This window comes from Arthrobacter sp. 05L421 (genome assembly GCF_056397785.1).
Genome location: NZ_JBFTOC010000014.1, coordinates 71,003 through 88,126, shown reverse-complemented (window position 1 = coordinate 88,126; position 17,124 = coordinate 71,003). Strand labels below are relative to the sequence as shown.

The window sequence follows — 17,124 nt, the reverse complement described above, 5'->3', positions numbered from 1 at the left end:
TTAGCCCAATCCCGGCGGTTAGGCGTCGGGACGGCGCACCAGGTGCCCGTCGACGACGTCGTACCCCAGGTCAGCGAACGCCGTGCGGTCCGCGCGCGGCAGCTTGCCGGCGTCGAACTCCGCGAGCAGGTCGGGGCGGCGTTCGGCGGTGCGCCGGTATTGCTCGTGCCGGCGCCACTGGGCGATCTTGCCGTGGTTGCCGCTCAGCAGCACCGCCGGGACGTCCCGGTCCCGCCAGCTGGAGGGCTTGGTGTAGACGGGGTACTCGAGCAGCCCGTCCGAGTGGGACTCCTCCACGAGGGACTCGGGGTTGCCGACGACACCGGGCAGCAGCCGCCCGATGGCCTCAACCATGGCGAGCACGGCCACTTCGCCGCCGTTGAGGACGTAGTCCCCCAGGCTCATCGGGCGCACCGTGAAGTGGTCCGCGGCCCATTCCAGGACCCGTTCGTCGATGCCTTCATAGCGTCCGCAGGCGAACACCAGCTGGTCTTCCTCCGCCAGTTCGTGCGCGGTGGCCTGGGTGAAGCGCTCCCCCGCCGGCGACGGGACGATCAGGACCGGTTTGCCGGCAGATCCGGCAGCACCGGCAGCGTCGGGGGCGCCGGCGTCCTCGGAACGCTCCATCTGCCCGGCGGCCACGGCGGTGAGGGCCTGCGCCCATGGCTCGGGCTTCATGACCATGCCGGCGCCGCCGCCGTAGGGGGTGTCATCCACGGTCCTGTGCCGGTCGGTGGTGAACTCCCGCAGGTCATGGACCCTCAGGTCCAGCAGGCCGTCCTGGCGGGCCTTGCCGATCAGCGACAGCTCCAGCGGGGCCAGGTAGTCCGGAAAGATGCTGACGACGTCGATTCTCATCTACGCGATGCCCTGGGCTTCGGGGTCCTGGTCTTCGGGGTTCTGGGCTTCGGGGTTCTCGTCGGTGTTGACCTCGAACAGTCCGGGGGGCGGGGTGACCAGGACGTATTTTTCACCCACATTGACCTCGGGCACAATCTGCTCCACGAACGGGATCAGGACTTCCTTGCCGTCGTTCGCGGTGACAACCAGCAGGTCCTGGACGGGCAGCGTGTGCAGTCCGGAGACCTTGCCCACCACATTGGCGCCCACCCGGACGTCCAGGCCCACGAGCTCGTGCTCGTACCAGCCTTCATCGTCGTCGTCGGCGCCGATTTCTTCGGTTTCGATGAACAGCTTCGCGCCGCGCAGGGTCTCGGCCTCGTTGCGGGTCTCGATCTCATCGAAGGCCAGCAGCAGGATGTCTTTGTTCCAGCGGGCGCTGATCACCGTCAGCGGCCCGGCAGAGGCGGGTTCCACGATGAACTGCGTGCCGGGGACAAAGCGGTCGCCGGGCGCGTCGGTGAGCACCTGAACGGTCACTTCGCCGCGGATGCCGTGGGGCTTGCCGATTCGTGCCACCTGGAGCTGCATCTGTTCCTCTGTTCGGGGTTGGTGATTCTGTAGGTCTGGTGCGTCATTACGGGAAAACAGTCCGGCCCCTCCACCATTATCTGGTGAAGGGGCCGGACTCAAGACAAGTAGTGCTGAAAAGCGTTACCGGCGGCGGTCGGTGTCGACGACGTCGACCCTGACCGGCTCGCCGTCCGCCAGTGCCGCAACCACAGTGCGCAATGCGCGTGCGGTGCGGCCCTGCCGGCCGATCACCCGTCCGAGGTCGTCCTGATGAACGCGCACCTCGAGGGTTTCCCCGCGGCGGTTGTTCTTCGCACTGACCTTGACGTCCTCGGGGCTGTCAACAATCCCGCGGACCAGGTGTTCGAGCGCTTCTGCCAGCAATTTACTCTGCCTCGGTGGTCTCTGCTTCGGCGGCGTCGGCGGGAGCCTCGGCAGCTTCGTCCTTCTTGGCCTTCTTGGTGATGGCTTCCGGGATGATCACGGAACCCTTTTCCGGGGTAACGAAGGCAGCCTTGGGAGCCTTGGTCTTCAAGGTTCCCTCCTGGCCCGGGAGACCCTTGAACTTCTGCCAGTCACCGGTGATCTTCAGGATCGCGGCAACCTGCTCGGACGGCTGTGCGCCGACGCCGAGCCAGTACTGGGCACGGTCCGTGTCGACCTCGATGTACGAGGGCTCTTCGGTCGGGTGGTACTTGCCGATCTCTTCGATAGCACGGCCATCACGCTTGGAGCGTGAGTCCATGACGACGATGCGGTAGTACGGTGCGCGCATCTTACCGAAGCGCTTAAGGCGAATCTTTACGGCCACTTTTGTGGTCACTCCTGTTTCTGAAACGGGGTCGAGCCCGGCGTTCTGCACCCGTGGGGCGGGCCGTACTTGGGGGTTCTAAAGGACAAGATCCAGACGCGGAGAGAGGGGCCACGCAGATCGAGTACCTGTTCATTGTGCCAGATCACCGGCAGGATTTCGACTTGACACGAGCCCCGCGTACCGGCGGGCGGCCTGGACAGGGCGAAAGACGCGGCGATCCGCGCCGGTCAGGAGGTCCAGACGTAGAGGCCAGACCTGGTTGCGGGGTCCACTCCGGCGGCGAGCTCGGCGATCCGGCGGACATAGCCGCGCGCCTCGTCCGGGCCGAAGGGCATGTCCTCCTCGGCGGCCCAGTTGGCCGCGACATCCTCAAGGACGTCGCCCTCCCCTTCGGTTTCATAGCTGAGCAGTTCCGCAAGCGTGCGGACCATCGCGGCGGGGACGCCGAGCAGCGAGTCGCTGGCCACGTCAACCATGGCCAGCTCATAGTCCGCGCCCGGGGCGTGCACGGCCACTCCGGCGAGGTCTCCGAGCCGCTCCACCTCGAAGTCACTGATGTCCGGGATCCGGACGGCCCCCGGCGCGGCCGGGCCGCCGCCTTGGAGTGCGCCGGCGCGCTTGAGGGCTTCTTCGTGGGTGGACACAAAGAGTTCGGTGAATCCCATGCAGCTGGTCCTTAAGGTTCGGCGGTACGCGGACCGCTGTTTTCGCACGTCATCCCAGCCTAGCGCTTCGGCCCGGCTGCGCCTGGAGTGGACATGTCCCGCGGCCCTGCCAGCCACACGGGGACATGTCCACCGCTGGCCCGGCCATCCCCGTCACTTCCCGCGGGCATGCCCTCCGCCGGCCGCGACCAGTGGACATAAAGACGCTATGTCCACTCCCGGGCGCGGCAAATGGACATGTCCCGCGGCCCTGCCAGCCACATACGGACATGCCCACCTCTGACCCGGCAATCCCGTGCTACCTCCCGCGGGCATGCCCTCCGCTGGCCGCGACCAATGGACATATAGGAGCCATGTCCACTGCTGACCCACTGCGCTGGGCATGCCCCTCAAGGCTCGGGCTTTAGCGAACCGCGACGCGGATCCGGTTGCGCCACGGGTCCTCGAAGCGCAGCTCGGCGCCAGTGTGGTGCGAGTCGATGCCGGCGACCTTGAGCCGGTCGGCCAGGGCGGCGACGTCGTCACCGGACGGCACTTCGATGAGGACCTCACCAAGGCCCAGCGTGTCGCGCCGGGGGCCCGCGCCGCGGCTGTTCCAGACGTTCATGGCCATGTGGTGGTGGTAGCCGCCGGCCGAGACGAACAGCGCCTGGCCGTGCCAGCCCGCGGTCTTCTCGAAGCCCAGCGTGCCGACGTAGAACTCATGCGCCGACTGGACGTCGCCCACCTGGAGGTGGACGTGCCCGACGCCGGCGGCGGCCTGGCGCTGGCCGGTCACGGACTCCTCGGTCAGGTACTGCTGCAGGTAGCGCTGCGGCGGCAGGGCGAGGCTGTCCATGACGACGTTCTTGCCCTCCCAGGACCAGGCCTCCCGCGGCCGGTCCCAGTACAGCTCGATGCCGTTGCCTTCGGGGTCGTTGAAGTAGAAGGCCTCGCTGACGAGGTGGTCCGCACTGCCTGTGAAGGACTGCGGCTCGTACTGAGCCGCGCTGGCAATGGTGGCCGCCAGCGAGTGCTGGTCCTCGAAGAGGAGTGCGGTATGGAAGAGACCGGCCTCGCCGCGAGACGGAAGATTCAGGCCAGGTGCGGGTGCCAGATGGACCAGCGGCTTCTGCTGGCGCCCGAGGTAGAGCCCGCCGTCCTGTTCGGCCACAGTCTCCAGGCCGAGGGCGCGCTGGTAGTAGTCGGTCATGAGCTTCATGTCGCCGACCTTGAGCATCACAGTGCCCATGGTGAGTTCGGCAGGAAGGAGGTCCTGCGTGCTGGCTTCTGCGGTCATTGAAACGCTCCGTGGGTTCTGTAGCCACCGGATTTCGGTGACCCTGCATAGAAGTAAATTACTTGAAGCTTCAATTTATTCCTAATGGCCGGGCTGGTTCCCGGTTCACCGGGAGCCCGCGCAACACGATGTGCCTGAGCCGGCGGAGCGTGGCCGGCTGGCTCCGCGGATCCTCGGCAGTGACCAGGACGTCCGCACTCGCCCCTTCACCGATGGAATCCGCGCCGAGCCATGTCCGCGCGGACCAGCATGCGGCGTCGAGTGCGGCTGAGGCGGGAAGGCCTGCGGCGTGCAGGGCCTGGACTTCGTCCACGATCCGGCCGTGGCTGATCACGCTGCCGGCGTCGGTGCCGGCAAAGATGGCCACCCCCGCCTCGTAGGCTTCGAGCACCCGATCCGCCCGCCGCTCCCACAGCGAGCGCATGTCGGCGGCGTAACGGGGGAACTTGGCCTCGGCCCGGGCGGCAATGTCCGGGAACGTGGCGATGTTGATCAGGGTGGGCACAATCGGGACACCCTGATCGAGGAAGCGCGGCAGGTGCCGGGGCAGCAAACCGGTGGCGTGCTCGATGCAGTCGATCCCGGCGTCGAGCATGTCATCCAGGGTGTCTTCGGCGAAGCAGTGGGCGGTGACGCGGGCCCCTTCGTCGTGGGCGGCCTGGACGGCGTCCTTGACCGTTCGGGCGGGAAAGCTGGCGGCGAGGTCGCCGGCGTCGCGGTCGATCCAGTCCCCCACGAGCTTGACCCAGCCGTCGCCGGCGCGGGCCTGCTTGCGCACGGCCTCGACGAGATCATCGGGTTCGACCTCGATGGCCAGGCCCGGCAGGTAGCGCCTGGTCCTGGCGAGGTGCCGGCCGGCGCGGATGATCCGGGGAAGGTCAGCGCGCTGTTGGAGCCAGCGGGTGTCGTGGACCGCGCCGGCGTCGCGGACCAGCAGCGTCCCGGCGCCGCGGTCCGCCAGGGCCTGGGATTCCGCGGTGGCCTCGGAAACGTCACCGCCCGGGCCCAGTCCGATATGGCAGTGCGCGTCCACGAGGCCGGGAATGACCCAGCCGTCCAGCACGAGGTCCGGCGCGGCGGCCGGACGGCGGAAGGTCAGCAGGCCGTCCACCGACCAGAGACCGCGGCGTTCCCGGTCCGCCGCCGTGAGGATGGGGCCGCTGAACTCGATGATTGCGGTCATGGGCTAAAGCCTATTCCGCATGACGATCCGCCGTCCCAGATCATCCAGCCCCAACTGCGCTTCGCGGATCCGCAGGGCAGCCAACGCCTGCCCGGGTTGGGGGTACTCCTCGAAACCGCAGCTCGCATAAAACGGCGCATTGAACGGAACGTCCGCGAAGGCGCAAAGCGTCATCGACATATAGCCACGGCCCCGGGCCGCACCGAGGGCCGCCTCCACCAAGGACCGTCCGATGCCCCGACCGCCAAAGTCGGGGTGCACCGAGAGTTGCTCCAGATGGGCGTGGCCGCCGACATCGTCAACGCGGGCAAACCCCACGGGCGGGGCTCCGGTGACGAGTATGAAGAGCGGCTCAACCGGCGTCGTTAACTCCGGGACCGGGAGCGACTGGTTCCCCAGCTCCGCTTCGAGGACGCGGTCTGCTGCGGCCTCGAGAACCGGCAGGGCCGGCATGTCTTCCGGCGTCGCCGTTCTGATGCGGGGCACGGCCCAAGGCAGAGTCACAATGCCACGCTAACACCGCGGCCCGTCGCACGCGTCACACTCGACAGCCATCCGGAAGCGCGTGGTAGCTTCGTCTACGACCACACGGGTGCCCTTGCAGGGGCTGAGATCGGGCTGACGCAGCCTGCGACCGTTGAACCTGTCCGGGTAATGCCGGCGAAGGAAGTGAGTATTTTCGTGAATACCCAATTGACACAGCACAGCCCTGTCCAAAATGAGTCAGTCCACAACGAATCTGCAGCCGCCACGCAGTCGATGAAGTCCCACTCGCTGGCCTTCACCACGGACCTGGACCATGGCATCCGCGTTCCAGTGACCGAGATCGCCCTGGAACCCTCGCCGGGCGGCGTCAGAAACGCACCGTTCCGGGTCTACCGCACGGCCGGCCCGGGCAGCGATCCGGTCCGCGGGCTGGAGCCGTTCCGTGCGCCCTGGATCGAGGCCAGGGCTGACACCGAAACCTACGCCGGCCGGGAACGGGAGCTGCTCGACGACGGCAAGTCGGCGCTACGCCGGGGCGCGGCATCGGCCGAGTGGCGGGGCGGACGCCCGGTGCCGCGCCGCGGGGTTGAGGGCCGGACCGTCACGCAGATGCGCTACGCCCGGGACGGCGTCATCACCCAGGAAATGCGGTTCGTCGCGCTGCGTGAGAACTGCGACGTGGAGTTGGTGCGCAGCGAGGTGGCCGCGGGCCGGGCGATCATTCCCAACAACGTCAACCACCCCGAATCCGAGCCGATGATCATCGGCAAGGCGTTCCTGGTGAAAATCAACGCCAATATCGGCAACTCCGCCGTGACCAGCTCCATCGCCGAGGAAGTCGACAAACTCCAGTGGGCCACGCAATGGGGCGCGGACACCGTGATGGACCTCTCCACCGGGGACGATATCCACACGACGCGCGAGTGGCTCATCCGCAACTCCCCCGTCCCCATTGGCACGGTCCCCATCTACCAGGCGCTGGAGAAAGTCAACGGCGAGGCGAACGCCCTGACCTGGGAGATCTTCCGGGACACAGTGATCGAGCAGTGCGAGCAGGGCGTGGACTACATGACCATCCACGCGGGGGTGCTGCTGCGCTATGTGCCCCTGACGGCCAACCGGGTCACCGGCATCGTGTCCCGCGGCGGAGCGATCATGGCCGGCTGGTGCCTGGCGCACCACCAGGAGAACTTCCTCTACACCCACTTCGACGAGCTGTGCGAGATTTTCGCGAAGTACGACGTCGCGTTTTCCCTGGGTGACGGGCTGCGGCCCGGCGCGACGGCGGATGCCAACGACGCGGCGCAGTTCGCCGAGCTGGACACCCTGGCCGAGCTCACGCAGCGTGCCTGGGAGTTCGATGTGCAGGTCATGGTGGAGGGTCCCGGGCACGTGCCTTTCCACCTGGTCCGGGAAAACGTGGAGCGCCAGCAGGAACTCTGCAAGGGCGCTCCGTTCTACACGCTCGGGCCGCTGGTCACCGACATCGCACCCGGGTATGACCACATCACCTCGGCGATCGGCGCGACGGAGATTGCCCGCTACGGCACTGCCATGCTCTGCTACGTCACGCCCAAGGAGCACCTCGGGCTGCCGAACAAGGACGACGTGAAAACGGGCGTGATCACCTACAAGATCGCGGCCCACGCCGCCGACCTCGCCAAGGGCCACCCCGGCGCCCACGAACGCGACGATGCCCTGTCCAAGGCGCGGTTTGAGTTCCGCTGGCGGGACCAGTTCGCGCTGTCCCTGGACCCGGTGACGGCCGAGGCCTTCCACGATGAGACGCTGCCCGCGGAGCCGGCCAAGACGGCCCACTTCTGCTCGATGTGCGGGCCTAAGTTCTGCTCCATGCGGATCAGCCAGGACATCCGGGACGAATACGGTTCAGCTGACTCGCAGGCGGCCCTCGCGCAGATGGCGGCCGGAATGCAGGCGAAGAGCAAGGAGTTCATTGCCTCGGGCGGCAAGGTCTATCTGCCGGAGCCTGCTATGGGAGGACCCGCAGCTTCCTAGGACAGCGTCCTAGGATGCCCGGGCGTGCTGGCGCCGGCTGACCTCGGCGATGTACGAGCGGATGGCCCGGTCCCCCTCGGTTGAATCCTGGGGCCGGTGCCCTCCCGGCGCCGTGCGGTGCAGTGCACCGGTCTCGCGCAGGTAGCCGGCGATTTCCTCATACAGCGGCTCCCATCCGCCGGTCAGGACCAGCGTCGGCACGCCAGGCACGATCTGCAGCGGGGCTTCCCAAGGCGGCGCCTGGAGGCGGAGCCGGCGCGCCGCCCGGAGGGCCTCCGGCGTCGTGGCCCCCGGCGCATCCGCCGCAAACGCGCGGCGGATGAACTCCCGCTGGAAGTCGTCGTCGCTGAGGTTGCGCCGGACGTCGAAGAGCGGCTGCATGAGCGCCCGGTGCGCGGCGGTGGCCGGGAGCTCCGCGGTCAAGGACAGGCAGGCAGGTTCCACCAGGGTCAGCGACTGGACGAGGTCGGGCCGTTCGACGGCGGCCATCATCGCGGCGATCGCGCCCTGCGAATGGGCCACCACGTGACCGCCGGCCTCGCCGCGGCCGTCGTCTGCCAGCGACGCGAGCACTATTGCGGCGTCGGCGGCGAAGTTGGATTCGAGCGGTTCCGCGACGGCGTCGAACCCGTGCCGCCGCAGGAACAGGGCGTCGTAGTCCAGCGCCATGCCGTGCTGCTTTGGCCACGCGGCGGCACCGAAACTGCCATCCCCGTGGACGAAGACTACGCGCTGCTTGAACATTGTCTAACCCTATGGCACGTCAGTGCTGATGCCGCCGGCGACACAGTCCCGGCGGCTCCCAGCAGGTGCGGCTATTTGCTGCCGCCGAGGAACTTGTCGAAGCCCTTGGGCAGGTTCAGCTGGGACGGATCGAAGTCGCCGCCCTGCTGGCCGAACGATGCTCCGGTGGGCAGGGCCTTGGGGCCGGCGGCGCGCCGGGCCTCGGCGTCGCGCAGTTCCTGCGCAGCCTTGGCCGGGTTGCCGGAGCGGGCCTTCTTCTTGGGCGCGGATTTGGCGCCCTTCCGGGCACCGCCCCCGCCGCCCATGCCGGGCATCCCCGGCATGCCGGGCATCCCGCCGCCGGCGGCCATCTTCTTCATCATCTTCTGGGCCTGGGCAAAGCGCTCCAGGAGCCCGTTGACCTCGGAGACGTGGACGCCAGAACCGCGGGCAATACGGGCCCGGCGGGAGCCGTTGATGATCTTCGGGGCCACGCGCTCGTGCGGGGTCATCGACCGGACAATGGCCTCGACCCGGTCGATCTCGCGCTCGTCGAACTGCTCCAGCTGCTGGCGGATGTTCTGCGCGCCCGGCATCATCATGAGCATTTTCTTCATGGAGCCCATGTTGCGGATCTGCTGCATCTGGGCGAGGAAGTCATCCAGGGTGAAGTCTTCCTGGTCGGCGAACTTCTTCGCCATCCGGGCGGCTTCATCCTTGTCCCAAGACTTCTCGGCCTGCTCGATCAGGGTGAGGACGTCACCCATGTCCAGGATGCGCGAGGCCATGCGGTCCGGGTGGAAGAGCTCGAAGTCGTCCAGGCCTTCGCCGGTGGACGCGAACATGACAGGCTTGCCGGTTACCGACGTGACGGACAGCGCCGCACCGCCGCGGGCGTCGCCGTCGAGCTTGGAGAGCACAATGCCGGTGAAGTTGACGCCCTCATCGAACGCCATGGCCGTGTTGACGGCGTCCTGGCCGATCATGGAGTCGATCACGTACAGGACTTCGTTCGGGACAATCGCGCGGCGGATCTGACGCGCCTGCTCCATCATCTCGGCGTCGATGCCAAGGCGGCCGGCGGTGTCCACGATCACGACGTCGTGAAGGGTGCGCTTGGCTTCCTCGACGCCGGCACGGGCGACGGCGACCGGGTCGCCGGCAGGGTGGTCCAGCTCGGTGGACGTGGCGCCCGGGTGCGGGGCGAACACGGGCACGCCGGCGCGCTGGCCGACCACCTGCAGCTGGGTGACGGCGTTGGGGCGCTGGAGGTCACACGCCACCAGCATGGGGCTGTGGCCCTGGGCCTTGAGCCACTTGGAGAGCTTGCCGGCCAGGGTGGTCTTACCGGCGCCCTGCAGGCCGGCCAGCATGATGATGGTGGGTCCGGTCTTGGCGAGGCGGATCCGGCGGGTCTCGCCACCGAGGATCTCAACAAGCTCCTCGTTGACGATCTTCACGATCTGCTGGCTTGGGTTCAGCGCGCCGGAGACTTCGGCGCCGAGGGCACGCTCGCGCACGCGGCCGGTGAACTCCCGGACCACGGGCACTGCGACATCGGCGTCCAGGAGGGCACGCCGGATCTCGCGGACTGTGGCGTCAACGTCCGCCTCGGTCAGGCGGCCTTTGCCACGCAGATTCTTGAAGGTTGCTGTCAACCGGTCAGAGAGTGAATTGAACACGCGCCGTGCACTTCTTTCAGTGGATCTACAGGTGGCGGCCGGAGCGGCACGCCAGCGTCGCGACTGGTGTTCGCCTGAACGAACCGCCTCGACAACGGGACTCGACTATCTAGGGTACCAATATGCGCCTTCAAGATGGCATGCTGGCTTAGGTGACCAGCCAAACAACTGTAAAAACCCTGCTCATCCTTGGTGCCTCCGGCGATCTTACGGGCAGGCTCCTGTTGCCAGGGCTGGCCCGCCTGGTGGCCCGGGGCCGCGCCGACGGCCTCACCCTGGCAGGAGCGGGATCGGACCCCTGGACGCCGGAGCAGTGGCTGGGCCGGATCGAGGAGTCCTTCGCGGACGAGAACTCGAAGGCCGATGCGCACGGCAAGGGGGAACTCAAGCGGATCCGCCAGGAGAGCACCTACCACCAGCTCGATGTCACGGCCAAGGGCCAGCTCGCCGGCTTGCTCGCGCAGCTGGAAGGCCCCGTAGCCGTCTACTTCGCCCTGCCGCCGCACGTCAGCCAGCTCGCCTGCGAGGCCCTGGCCCCGGAGGACGTCCCCGCGGGCACCCGCCTGGTCATGGAGAAGCCGTTCGGCTCGGACGAGCAATCCGCACAGCACCTGAACAAGACACTGGCCGCGCTGGTCCCGGAGGACCACATCCACCGGGTGGACCACTTCCTCGGCAAGGCGACCGTCCTGAACATCCTTGGCCTGCGCTTCGCTAACACGTTCCTGGAGCCCGTGTGGAACCGGCAGCACATCGAAAAGGTCGAGATCATTTTCGACGAGGACCTCGCCCTCGAAGGCCGTGCCCGCTACTACGACGGTGCCGGCGCCCTCCGCGACATGATCCAGAGCCATCTGCTGCAGATCATGGCCCTCATGGCCATCGAGCCGCCGGCCTCCGTGGACGAACGGGACCTCCGCGATGCCGTGGCCACGGTGCTGCGGGCCAGCAGCATCAAGGCCCCGTACCGCCAGAACACCCGCCGGGCACGGTACACCGCCGGTTCCATCAACAGCCGCAAGGTTCCGGACTATGCCAAGGAGGACGGCGTGGACGCCTCCAGGGGCACCGAGACCCTCGCCGAGGTGCAGGTGGAGATCGACAACTGGCGCTGGCAGGGCGTGCCGTTCATCCTGCGCTCGGGCAAGGCGCTGGACACCAAACGCAAGGAGGCCGTGGTGACTTTCCGGCCGGTGCCGCACCTGCCGAAGGGGTTCACCGGCGTGGACGCCCCCAACCAGCTGCGGATCGGTTTTGGCCCGGACACGCTGCAGTTCGACGTCGACGTGAACAGCCCGGGCGATGTCCTGAGCCTGGACCGGGCCACGTTGCAGGCCGAGCTGAGTGCTTCCGAGCTCCTCCCCTACGGCGAAGTGCTGGAGGGCGTCCTGACCGGCGATCCGCTGCTCTCGGTGCGGGCAGACACCGCCGAGGACTGCTGGCGCATCCTGGCGCCGGTGCTGAAGTCCTGGACCGCCGGGCATGTCCCGCTGGAGGAGTATCCGGCCGGGACCCCGGGGCCGGAGGGCTGGCCGGCGTAGCACCGGCGCAGCACCGGCGCAGCACCGGCGCGGCACCGACCAGCAGGGCTGGCAACCGGCGCAGCAGCAGGGCTGGCACCAGACGACAAAGCGGGCCGGATGCCTTTGGGGCATCCGGCCCGCAGTGTCAGCGCCGCTATATGTGTTCATGTGTCATTCTCCCGTTCCGGGAGTGGAGCGGGAGCAGCTAGATCGCTGCCGAACCGCGCTCTCCGGTGCGGACCCTGACAGCCTCGAACACATCCATCGTCCAGACCTTGCCGTCCCCGGCGCGGCCGGTGTTTGAACTGGCGATGATGACATCCAGGATGTCGTCCGCCTGTTCGTCGGTGGCCAGGACTTCTACCCGGATCTTGGGCAGGAGGTCCACGTTGTACTCGGCCCCGCGGTACACCTCGGTGTAGCCGCGCTGCCGGCCGTAGCCGCTGGCTGCGCTGACCGTGAGGCCCTGCACGCCGTAGGCTTCCAGGCCTTCGCGAATAGCCTCAAGCTTTTCCGGTCGGACGATTGCCGTGATTAGTTTCATGCCCCCACACTTTCCTTACCCGTTGCGTTCTGCTTGCCGTTGGACGCGGCGCCCACCGGGACCTCGGAGAGTTCCTCTTCGCCCATCGGCTTGCCGGTGATCAGTTCGTGCAGCGGCTGGAAGCTGCCGCCGTGCCCGCCGACGCCGAACTCGTAGGCGGTCTCTGCGTGCAGGCTCAGGTCCACACCGACGACTTCCTGTTCCTGGGAGACCCGGAAGCCCATGAGCTTGTGGATCGGGAAGGCGATGATGAACGTCATCACGGCGGTGAAGACGATGGCCATCAGCGCCGCGAGGCTCTGGGCCACCAGCTGCGTGGTGCCGCCGCCGTAGAACAGGCCCGCGGTGCCCTGGGTCGGGGTGGCCAGGAAGCCGATTGCCACGGTGCCGACAACACCGGAGACGAGGTGGACGCCGACGACGTCGAGCGAGTCGTCGTAGCCGAACTTGAACTTCAGGCCGACGGCGAGCGCGGAGGCCACGCCGGCAGCGACACCGAGGGCGATCGCACCCAGCGGGGAGACGTTGGCGCAGGCCGGGGTGATGGCGACCAGGCCGGCCACCACGCCGGAGGCGGCACCGAGGGAGGTCGGGTGGCCGTCGCGGAAGCGTTCCACGGCGAGCCAGCCGAGCATGGCGGCAGCCGGGGCGGCCAGGGTGTTGATCCAGATCAGGCCGGCCTGCTCCACAGTGGCGGCGGCACCGGCGTTGAAGCCGAACCAGCCGAACCACAGGATTGCGGCGCCGAGCATGACGAACGGAATGTTGTGCGGGCGGTGGTTCGGGTCCTTGCCGAAGCCCTTGCGGTTACCGATGATCAGGACCAGGATCAGGCCGGCGACGCCGGCGTTGATGTGGACCACGGTGCCGCCGGCGAAGTCGATGACCGGCGCGAACGTCTGGCCGAACCAGCCACTGGCGGAGAAGAGTCCGCCGCCCCAGACCATGAAGGCCATCGGCGCGTAGACGAGGGTTGCCCAGACGGGGGTGAAGACCACCCAGGCGGAGAACTTGGCGCGGTCCGCGACTGCGCCGGAGATCAGGGCCACCGTGATGATGGCGAAGGTGGCCGCGTAGCCGACCTTGAGCAGATCAGCCGGTTCGGTGAAGCCGTGGAGGCCGAAGTGGCTGAACGGGTTGGCGAAGATCTGGAAGAAGTTGTCTTCGTTGCTCGTCGCCATCGAGGCGCCCCAAAGGACCCACATGATGCTCACGGTTCCAATGGCGACGAAGCTCATCATCATCATGTTCAAAGCCGACTTGGCGCGGGTCATGCCGCCGTAGAAGAATGCCAGGCCCGGGGTCATGAACAGCACGAGTGCCGCGGCGACCAGGAGCCAAACGAGACCTGCGGTGAGTTCCATGGTCTACGTCCTCTCTTGCAATAGGTGCGGAGTAGTCCGCCGGTCCCAACGCATTATTTGCGTTCTACATCGAGTTTCGCGGGGCCGTGTTTCGCTGGCGGAGGATTTACATTGCCGGGTTGTTACAAGAACCTCCCGGACGTAAATGGTGCGTCTCACACTTGTTACGGTTATGTTTCATCGGATTAATTCCGCGCTTGACGAGCCGCCGCCAGCCTGCCCCGCATCTGCCCAAGGACGAACGCATCATGACCAACACTTCCCGCCCCACCGGCGACGCCGCTGCCCAGGTTCCCTTCCGGGCCCCGGGGCGTTCCCGGCTGCCCCGGGACATCAAGGTGATGCTGGTGGCGGCCTTCCTGATCGCGATCGGCTTTGGCCTGGTGGCCCCGGTGCTTCCCCAGTTCGCCACCACGTTCGACGTCGGCGCCACGGCGGCGGCCGTGATCGTGAGCATCTTCGCGTTCATGCGCCTTGTCTTCGCCCCGGCCGGCGGCGCCCTGATCGTGAAACTGGGCGAACGGCCTGTCTACGTGGCCGGGCTGCTGATCGTGGCCGCGTCGACGGCGGCGTGCGCATTCGCCCAGAACTACTGGCAGTTGCTGGTGTTCCGCGGCCTGGGCGGGGCGGGTTCGGTGATGTTCACGGTGGCGTCCATGGCGCTGGTGGTCCGGCTCGCGCCGCCGGAAAGCCGCGGCCGGGTCTCCGGGGCCTATGCCTCCGCCTTCCTGATCGGCAACGTCTGCGGCCCGATCGTCGGCGGGCTGCTCGCCAACTTCGGCCTGCGGGTGCCGTTCCTTGCCTACGCGGCCGCCCTGGTGCTGGCCGCCCTCGTGGTGCAGACCCAGCTCAGCCATGTCCCGGCCGCCTCCCGGCACCCCGGCGCCACAGCCCCGGCGATGGAACTGAAGGACGCGCTGCGGGACAGCGCCTACCGGGCCGGGCTGTTTTCGAGCTTTGCCAACGGCTGGGCCACCTTCGGCGTGCGGATGGCCACCGTGCCGCTCTTCGCCGTCGTGGCGCTCGGTGCGGGACCGGAATCCGCCGGCTGGGCCCTGGCGGTCTTCGCGGGCGGAAACGCGGTGGCTCTAACATTCTCCGGCCGGCTCGCCGACACCCTGGGCCGCAAGCCGCTCCTGCTGGCCGGGCTACTGGTCACCGGCACGGCCACGGCGGCCATCGGGTTCACCCACCAGCTGCCCTGGTTCCTGCTCGCCTCCGCTTGCGCCGGGATCGGCTCCGGCCTGCTCGGACCGGCCCAGCAGGCCGCGATCGCCGACGTGATCGGCAACGAGCGCTCCGGCGGCCGCGTCCTGGCCGTCTTCCAGATGGCCTCGGACAGCGGGGCGATCGTCGGACCCGTGGTGGCCGGGCTCCTGGCGGACCGCCTGGGCTACGGCTGGGCCTTCGGCGTCACGGGCGGCATGCTGCTGGCCGCCGCCGCCGTCTGGTTGCCGGCCCGCGAAACGTTCGTCCGGCCCGCTGCGAAGAGCGCCTGACCTGCGGCGGTGCCGCCACCCGGGCCGCCGGGCGCGCGGTCCTATCCTGTGCCGCGTCCGCGACCATGTTCAGATCCTTGTCGGGGTCCAAGTCCTGGACCTTCGGGTCAGCGGAAGCAGCCCTCCTTGGCTAAGCTGGGGGCACGTGTAACAAACTTCCGGAGGTAATTCCCCATGGCCAGATTCGACTCTTCCCCCGGGAAAGCCGATAGCCCAGACCCCGCCGACCCCGCGGACGCCGGACAGAGCGCGGAAAAGAGCGCGGAAAAGAGCGCCGGACAGGGCGCCGGAACGAGCGCGGGGAAAAGGAAGCGCACACGGATCCTCGCCGGCGCCGGATTCGTCGCCGTGGCCGCGGCAGCTGCAGTGGTGCTTCCCCTTGCCCTCGGAAGCCCGACGCCCGCCCCGCCTGCTCCTTCCGAGACGGCCCAGTCGTCATCGCCTACGGCGCTCGCCCCGGCCGAGGTGGGACCGACGGTCACCTATTACAAACAGCCGGGTCCGCCGGCCGGGTCGCCGCTGGAAAAAGTTGAGCCCCTCAAGGTCGGTGTCTCCAACGATCTCGTGGGCACTTCGCTGAACAAGGGCGCAATGGGGATCTCGCTGGAGGCCACGGACCTGGCCGATCCCGACCTCAGCAGCGATAACGCGTCGATGGTGAAGCTTCTCAAGGAGCTAGACCAGCCGGTCCTGCGCTTCGGCGGCAACGCCGTGGACCGACGCTTTTTCTGGACGTCCACAGGCGAGGCAATACCAGCCGATTACAAGGGCGACAAGACCCACCCGGTCAAGGCCGTGGGACCGGCAGACCTGACCCGGCTGAAGACTCTCCTGGAGGCCGGTGATGCCAAGGTCACCCTCACGGTGGATCTGGGCCACTTCAACCCGGCCCGGGCTGCGGATATGGTCAAGAATGCCTCGCAGATCCTCGGTGACCGGCTGCTCAGCATCACCGTGGGCAACGAGCCAAACGGATTCGTCTTCAACGACGTCAAGACCGACGGCTACAGCCTGGAGCAGTACATACGGGAACTGAAGGAGTACGCGACCGCAATCTATGCAGTGGCGCCCAACGTGCCCATCTCCGGACCTGGCGCCTTTGACTCGAAGTGGTGGAAGCCCTTCGTCGATGCGGACCTTCCGCAGAAGAAGATCCTGACGTTCCACCACTACCCGCTTTCCAACTGTGACGGCAGCTTGCCCCAGGACTCGCCCACGCTGGCTAACGCAATGAGCCAGCAGATGCACGACCGTGCCATCGAGTACCAGAAAGCGGCCCTCGCGGTGGGTCAGGCCGCGGGCCTGGAAACCTGGATTCCGGAAACCGGGATCTCGGCGTGCCCCGGTTCCAACGAAACCTCCCGTACCCACGCATCAGCGCTGTGGGCGGCAGACTACGCCCTCACCGCCGCCCAGCTGGGCATCACCCGAATCAGCTACCACAGCTCGTTGCTGACGTGCAAGGGCGGCCCGCCCCTGTCCGCCATCTGCAGTGCTGGCGCCTACCCGTTCGGCAACGGCCAGATGTCCGGCCGGGCCAACTTCTTCGGCCTCTCCATGGTGGCCGAGCTCGAGGCCGGCAAGTTCATGAAACTGAACAGCTCCGGCGGCGGCCTGGCGTTTAGCTACGCGCTGCAGAACGCGGACGGCAGCACCAGCGTGGTGATCATCAATGAAAATGACCCCGAAAAGGCCGCGCAGACCGACGTCACCCTGAACCTCCCGGGAAAGCCCGTCACCGGGACCATGACCCAGCTCAGCGGCCCCAGCTACTCGGCCGAGAACCAGACTGTCATCGACGGCGCAAAGACCGAGCCCCAGCCCGTCGCCAAGCGCGCCACGGTGCCCGGCTTCGCATACAAGACCCAGACCCAGCAGTTCAAGCTGACCGCCGGAACAGTGACGGTCCTGAACTTCAAGTACTAGATCGCCC

At 67.5% G+C, this 17,124-nt stretch carries 16 protein-coding genes and 1 riboswitch; of the genes, 4 read left to right on the top strand and 12 right to left on the bottom strand.

The window, feature by feature from the left end; all coding sequences use genetic code 11:
- Positions 1–18: 18 nt before the first annotated feature.
- The 8 genes from trmD to AC1DKQ_RS16020 all read right to left on the bottom strand — a co-directional run bounded on the left by trmD (position 19) and on the right by AC1DKQ_RS16020 (position 5,858).
- A complete protein-coding gene (gene trmD / locus AC1DKQ_RS16055) occupies positions 19–858 on the bottom strand; it encodes a tRNA (guanosine(37)-N1)-methyltransferase TrmD (protein ID WP_476884808.1) in 840 nt (279 codons plus the stop codon).
- A complete protein-coding gene (rimM, locus tag AC1DKQ_RS16050) occupies positions 859–1,431 on the bottom strand; it encodes a ribosome maturation factor RimM (protein WP_476884807.1) in 573 nt (190 codons plus the stop codon).
- A gap of 123 nt (positions 1,432–1,554) precedes the next feature.
- Positions 1,555–1,797, bottom strand: a complete 243-nt coding sequence (locus tag AC1DKQ_RS16045; RefSeq protein WP_018773450.1) for an RNA-binding protein — start codon at positions 1,795–1,797, stop codon at positions 1,555–1,557.
- A 1-nt stretch (position 1,798) separates the two neighbouring features.
- Positions 1,799–2,224 carry a 30S ribosomal protein S16 gene (gene rpsP / locus AC1DKQ_RS16040; RefSeq protein ID WP_026266438.1) on the bottom strand — a complete coding sequence of 142 codons (426 nt, stop codon included), beginning with the start codon at positions 2,222–2,224 and terminating at the stop codon, positions 1,799–1,801.
- Positions 2,225–2,454: 230 nt separating this feature from the next.
- On the bottom strand, positions 2,455–2,892 hold the full coding sequence (locus tag AC1DKQ_RS16035; protein ID WP_277523468.1) for a hypothetical protein: 438 nt from the start codon (positions 2,890–2,892) through the stop codon (positions 2,455–2,457).
- 403 nt (positions 2,893–3,295) lie between these two features.
- Positions 3,296–4,171, bottom strand: a complete 876-nt coding sequence (locus AC1DKQ_RS16030) for a VOC family protein (RefSeq protein WP_476884806.1) — start codon at positions 4,169–4,171, stop codon at positions 3,296–3,298.
- 70 nt (positions 4,172–4,241) lie between these two features.
- Entirely contained in the window at positions 4,242–5,354 is a 1,113-nt protein-coding gene (locus AC1DKQ_RS16025; protein WP_476919568.1) for an amidohydrolase family protein, read from the bottom strand.
- 3 nt (positions 5,355–5,357) lie between these two features.
- The gene (locus tag AC1DKQ_RS16020; RefSeq protein ID WP_476919567.1) at positions 5,358–5,858 is read right to left on the bottom strand and encodes a GNAT family N-acetyltransferase; all 501 of its coding nucleotides are present in this window, start codon (positions 5,856–5,858) and stop codon (positions 5,358–5,360) included.
- 74 nt (positions 5,859–5,932) lie between these two features.
- Positions 5,933–6,040: riboswitch (TPP riboswitch) on the top strand.
- Between AC1DKQ_RS16020 and thiC the strand changes: the two genes are divergently transcribed.
- Entirely contained in the window at positions 6,036–7,856 is a 1,821-nt protein-coding gene (gene thiC, locus AC1DKQ_RS16015) for a phosphomethylpyrimidine synthase ThiC (RefSeq protein ID WP_476884803.1), read from the top strand. (Overlaps the previous riboswitch by 5 nt.)
- 9 nt (positions 7,857–7,865) lie before the next feature.
- On the opposite strand, the gene AC1DKQ_RS16010 is transcribed toward thiC, so the two are convergent.
- Positions 7,866–8,600, bottom strand: a complete 735-nt coding sequence (locus AC1DKQ_RS16010) for an alpha/beta fold hydrolase (protein WP_476919566.1) — start codon at positions 8,598–8,600, stop codon at positions 7,866–7,868.
- A gap of 71 nt (positions 8,601–8,671) precedes the next feature.
- A complete protein-coding gene (ffh, locus tag AC1DKQ_RS16005; protein WP_277523459.1) occupies positions 8,672–10,261 on the bottom strand; it encodes a signal recognition particle protein in 1,590 nt (529 codons plus the stop codon).
- Positions 10,262–10,413: 152 nt separating this feature from the next.
- Between ffh and AC1DKQ_RS16000 the strand changes: the two genes are divergently transcribed.
- Positions 10,414–11,802: a glucose-6-phosphate dehydrogenase gene (locus AC1DKQ_RS16000; RefSeq protein ID WP_476884801.1), complete on the top strand. Its 1,389-nt coding sequence runs from the start codon at positions 10,414–10,416 to the stop codon at positions 11,800–11,802.
- A 187-nt stretch (positions 11,803–11,989) separates the two neighbouring features.
- Here the strand turns inward: AC1DKQ_RS16000 and AC1DKQ_RS15995 are convergent, their stop codons facing one another.
- Complete coding sequence (locus tag AC1DKQ_RS15995) at positions 11,990–12,328, bottom strand: P-II family nitrogen regulator (protein ID WP_028276847.1); 339 nt, start codon at positions 12,326–12,328, stop codon at positions 11,990–11,992.
- Entirely contained in the window at positions 12,325–13,692 is a 1,368-nt protein-coding gene (locus tag AC1DKQ_RS15990) for an ammonium transporter (protein ID WP_476919565.1), read from the bottom strand. Before AC1DKQ_RS15990 ends, AC1DKQ_RS15995 begins: the two co-directional genes overlap by 4 nt.
- Positions 13,693–13,940: 248 nt before the next feature.
- Between AC1DKQ_RS15990 and AC1DKQ_RS15985 the strand changes: the two genes are divergently transcribed.
- Together AC1DKQ_RS15985 and AC1DKQ_RS15980 are read left to right on the top strand one after the other, a co-directional pair.
- Entirely contained in the window at positions 13,941–15,191 is a 1,251-nt protein-coding gene (locus tag AC1DKQ_RS15985; RefSeq protein ID WP_476919564.1) for an MFS transporter, read from the top strand.
- Between the two features lie 174 nt (positions 15,192–15,365).
- Positions 15,366–17,117, top strand: coding sequence for a hypothetical protein (locus AC1DKQ_RS15980; RefSeq protein ID WP_476919563.1), 1,752 nt, complete (start codon positions 15,366–15,368; stop codon positions 17,115–17,117).
- Positions 17,118–17,124 lie beyond the last annotated feature (7 nt).

Coding starts and splice junctions, on each gene's coding strand:
- AC1DKQ_RS15995 (WP_028276847.1), bottom strand. CDS start 12,328: ATGAAACTAATCACGGCAATCGTCCGACCGGAAAAGCTTGAGGCTATT.
- AC1DKQ_RS16025 (WP_476919568.1), bottom strand. CDS start 5,354: ATGACCGCAATCATCGAGTTCAGCGGCCCCATCCTCACGGCGGCGGAC.
- AC1DKQ_RS16010 (WP_476919566.1), bottom strand. CDS start 8,600: ATGTTCAAGCAGCGCGTAGTCTTCGTCCACGGGGATGGCAGTTTCGGT.
- AC1DKQ_RS15980 (WP_476919563.1), top strand. CDS start 15,366: ATGGCCAGATTCGACTCTTCCCCCGGGAAAGCCGATAGCCCAGACCCC.
- trmD (WP_476884808.1), bottom strand. CDS start 858: ATGAGAATCGACGTCGTCAGCATCTTTCCGGACTACCTGGCCCCGCTG.
- AC1DKQ_RS15990 (WP_476919565.1), bottom strand. CDS start 13,692: ATGGAACTCACCGCAGGTCTCGTTTGGCTCCTGGTCGCCGCGGCACTC.
- AC1DKQ_RS16035 (WP_277523468.1), bottom strand. CDS start 2,892: ATGGGATTCACCGAACTCTTTGTGTCCACCCACGAAGAAGCCCTCAAG.
- AC1DKQ_RS15985 (WP_476919564.1), top strand. CDS start 13,941: ATGACCAACACTTCCCGCCCCACCGGCGACGCCGCTGCCCAGGTTCCC.
- rimM (WP_476884807.1), bottom strand. CDS start 1,431: ATGCAGCTCCAGGTGGCACGAATCGGCAAGCCCCACGGCATCCGCGGC.
- AC1DKQ_RS16030 (WP_476884806.1), bottom strand. CDS start 4,171: ATGACCGCAGAAGCCAGCACGCAGGACCTCCTTCCTGCCGAACTCACC.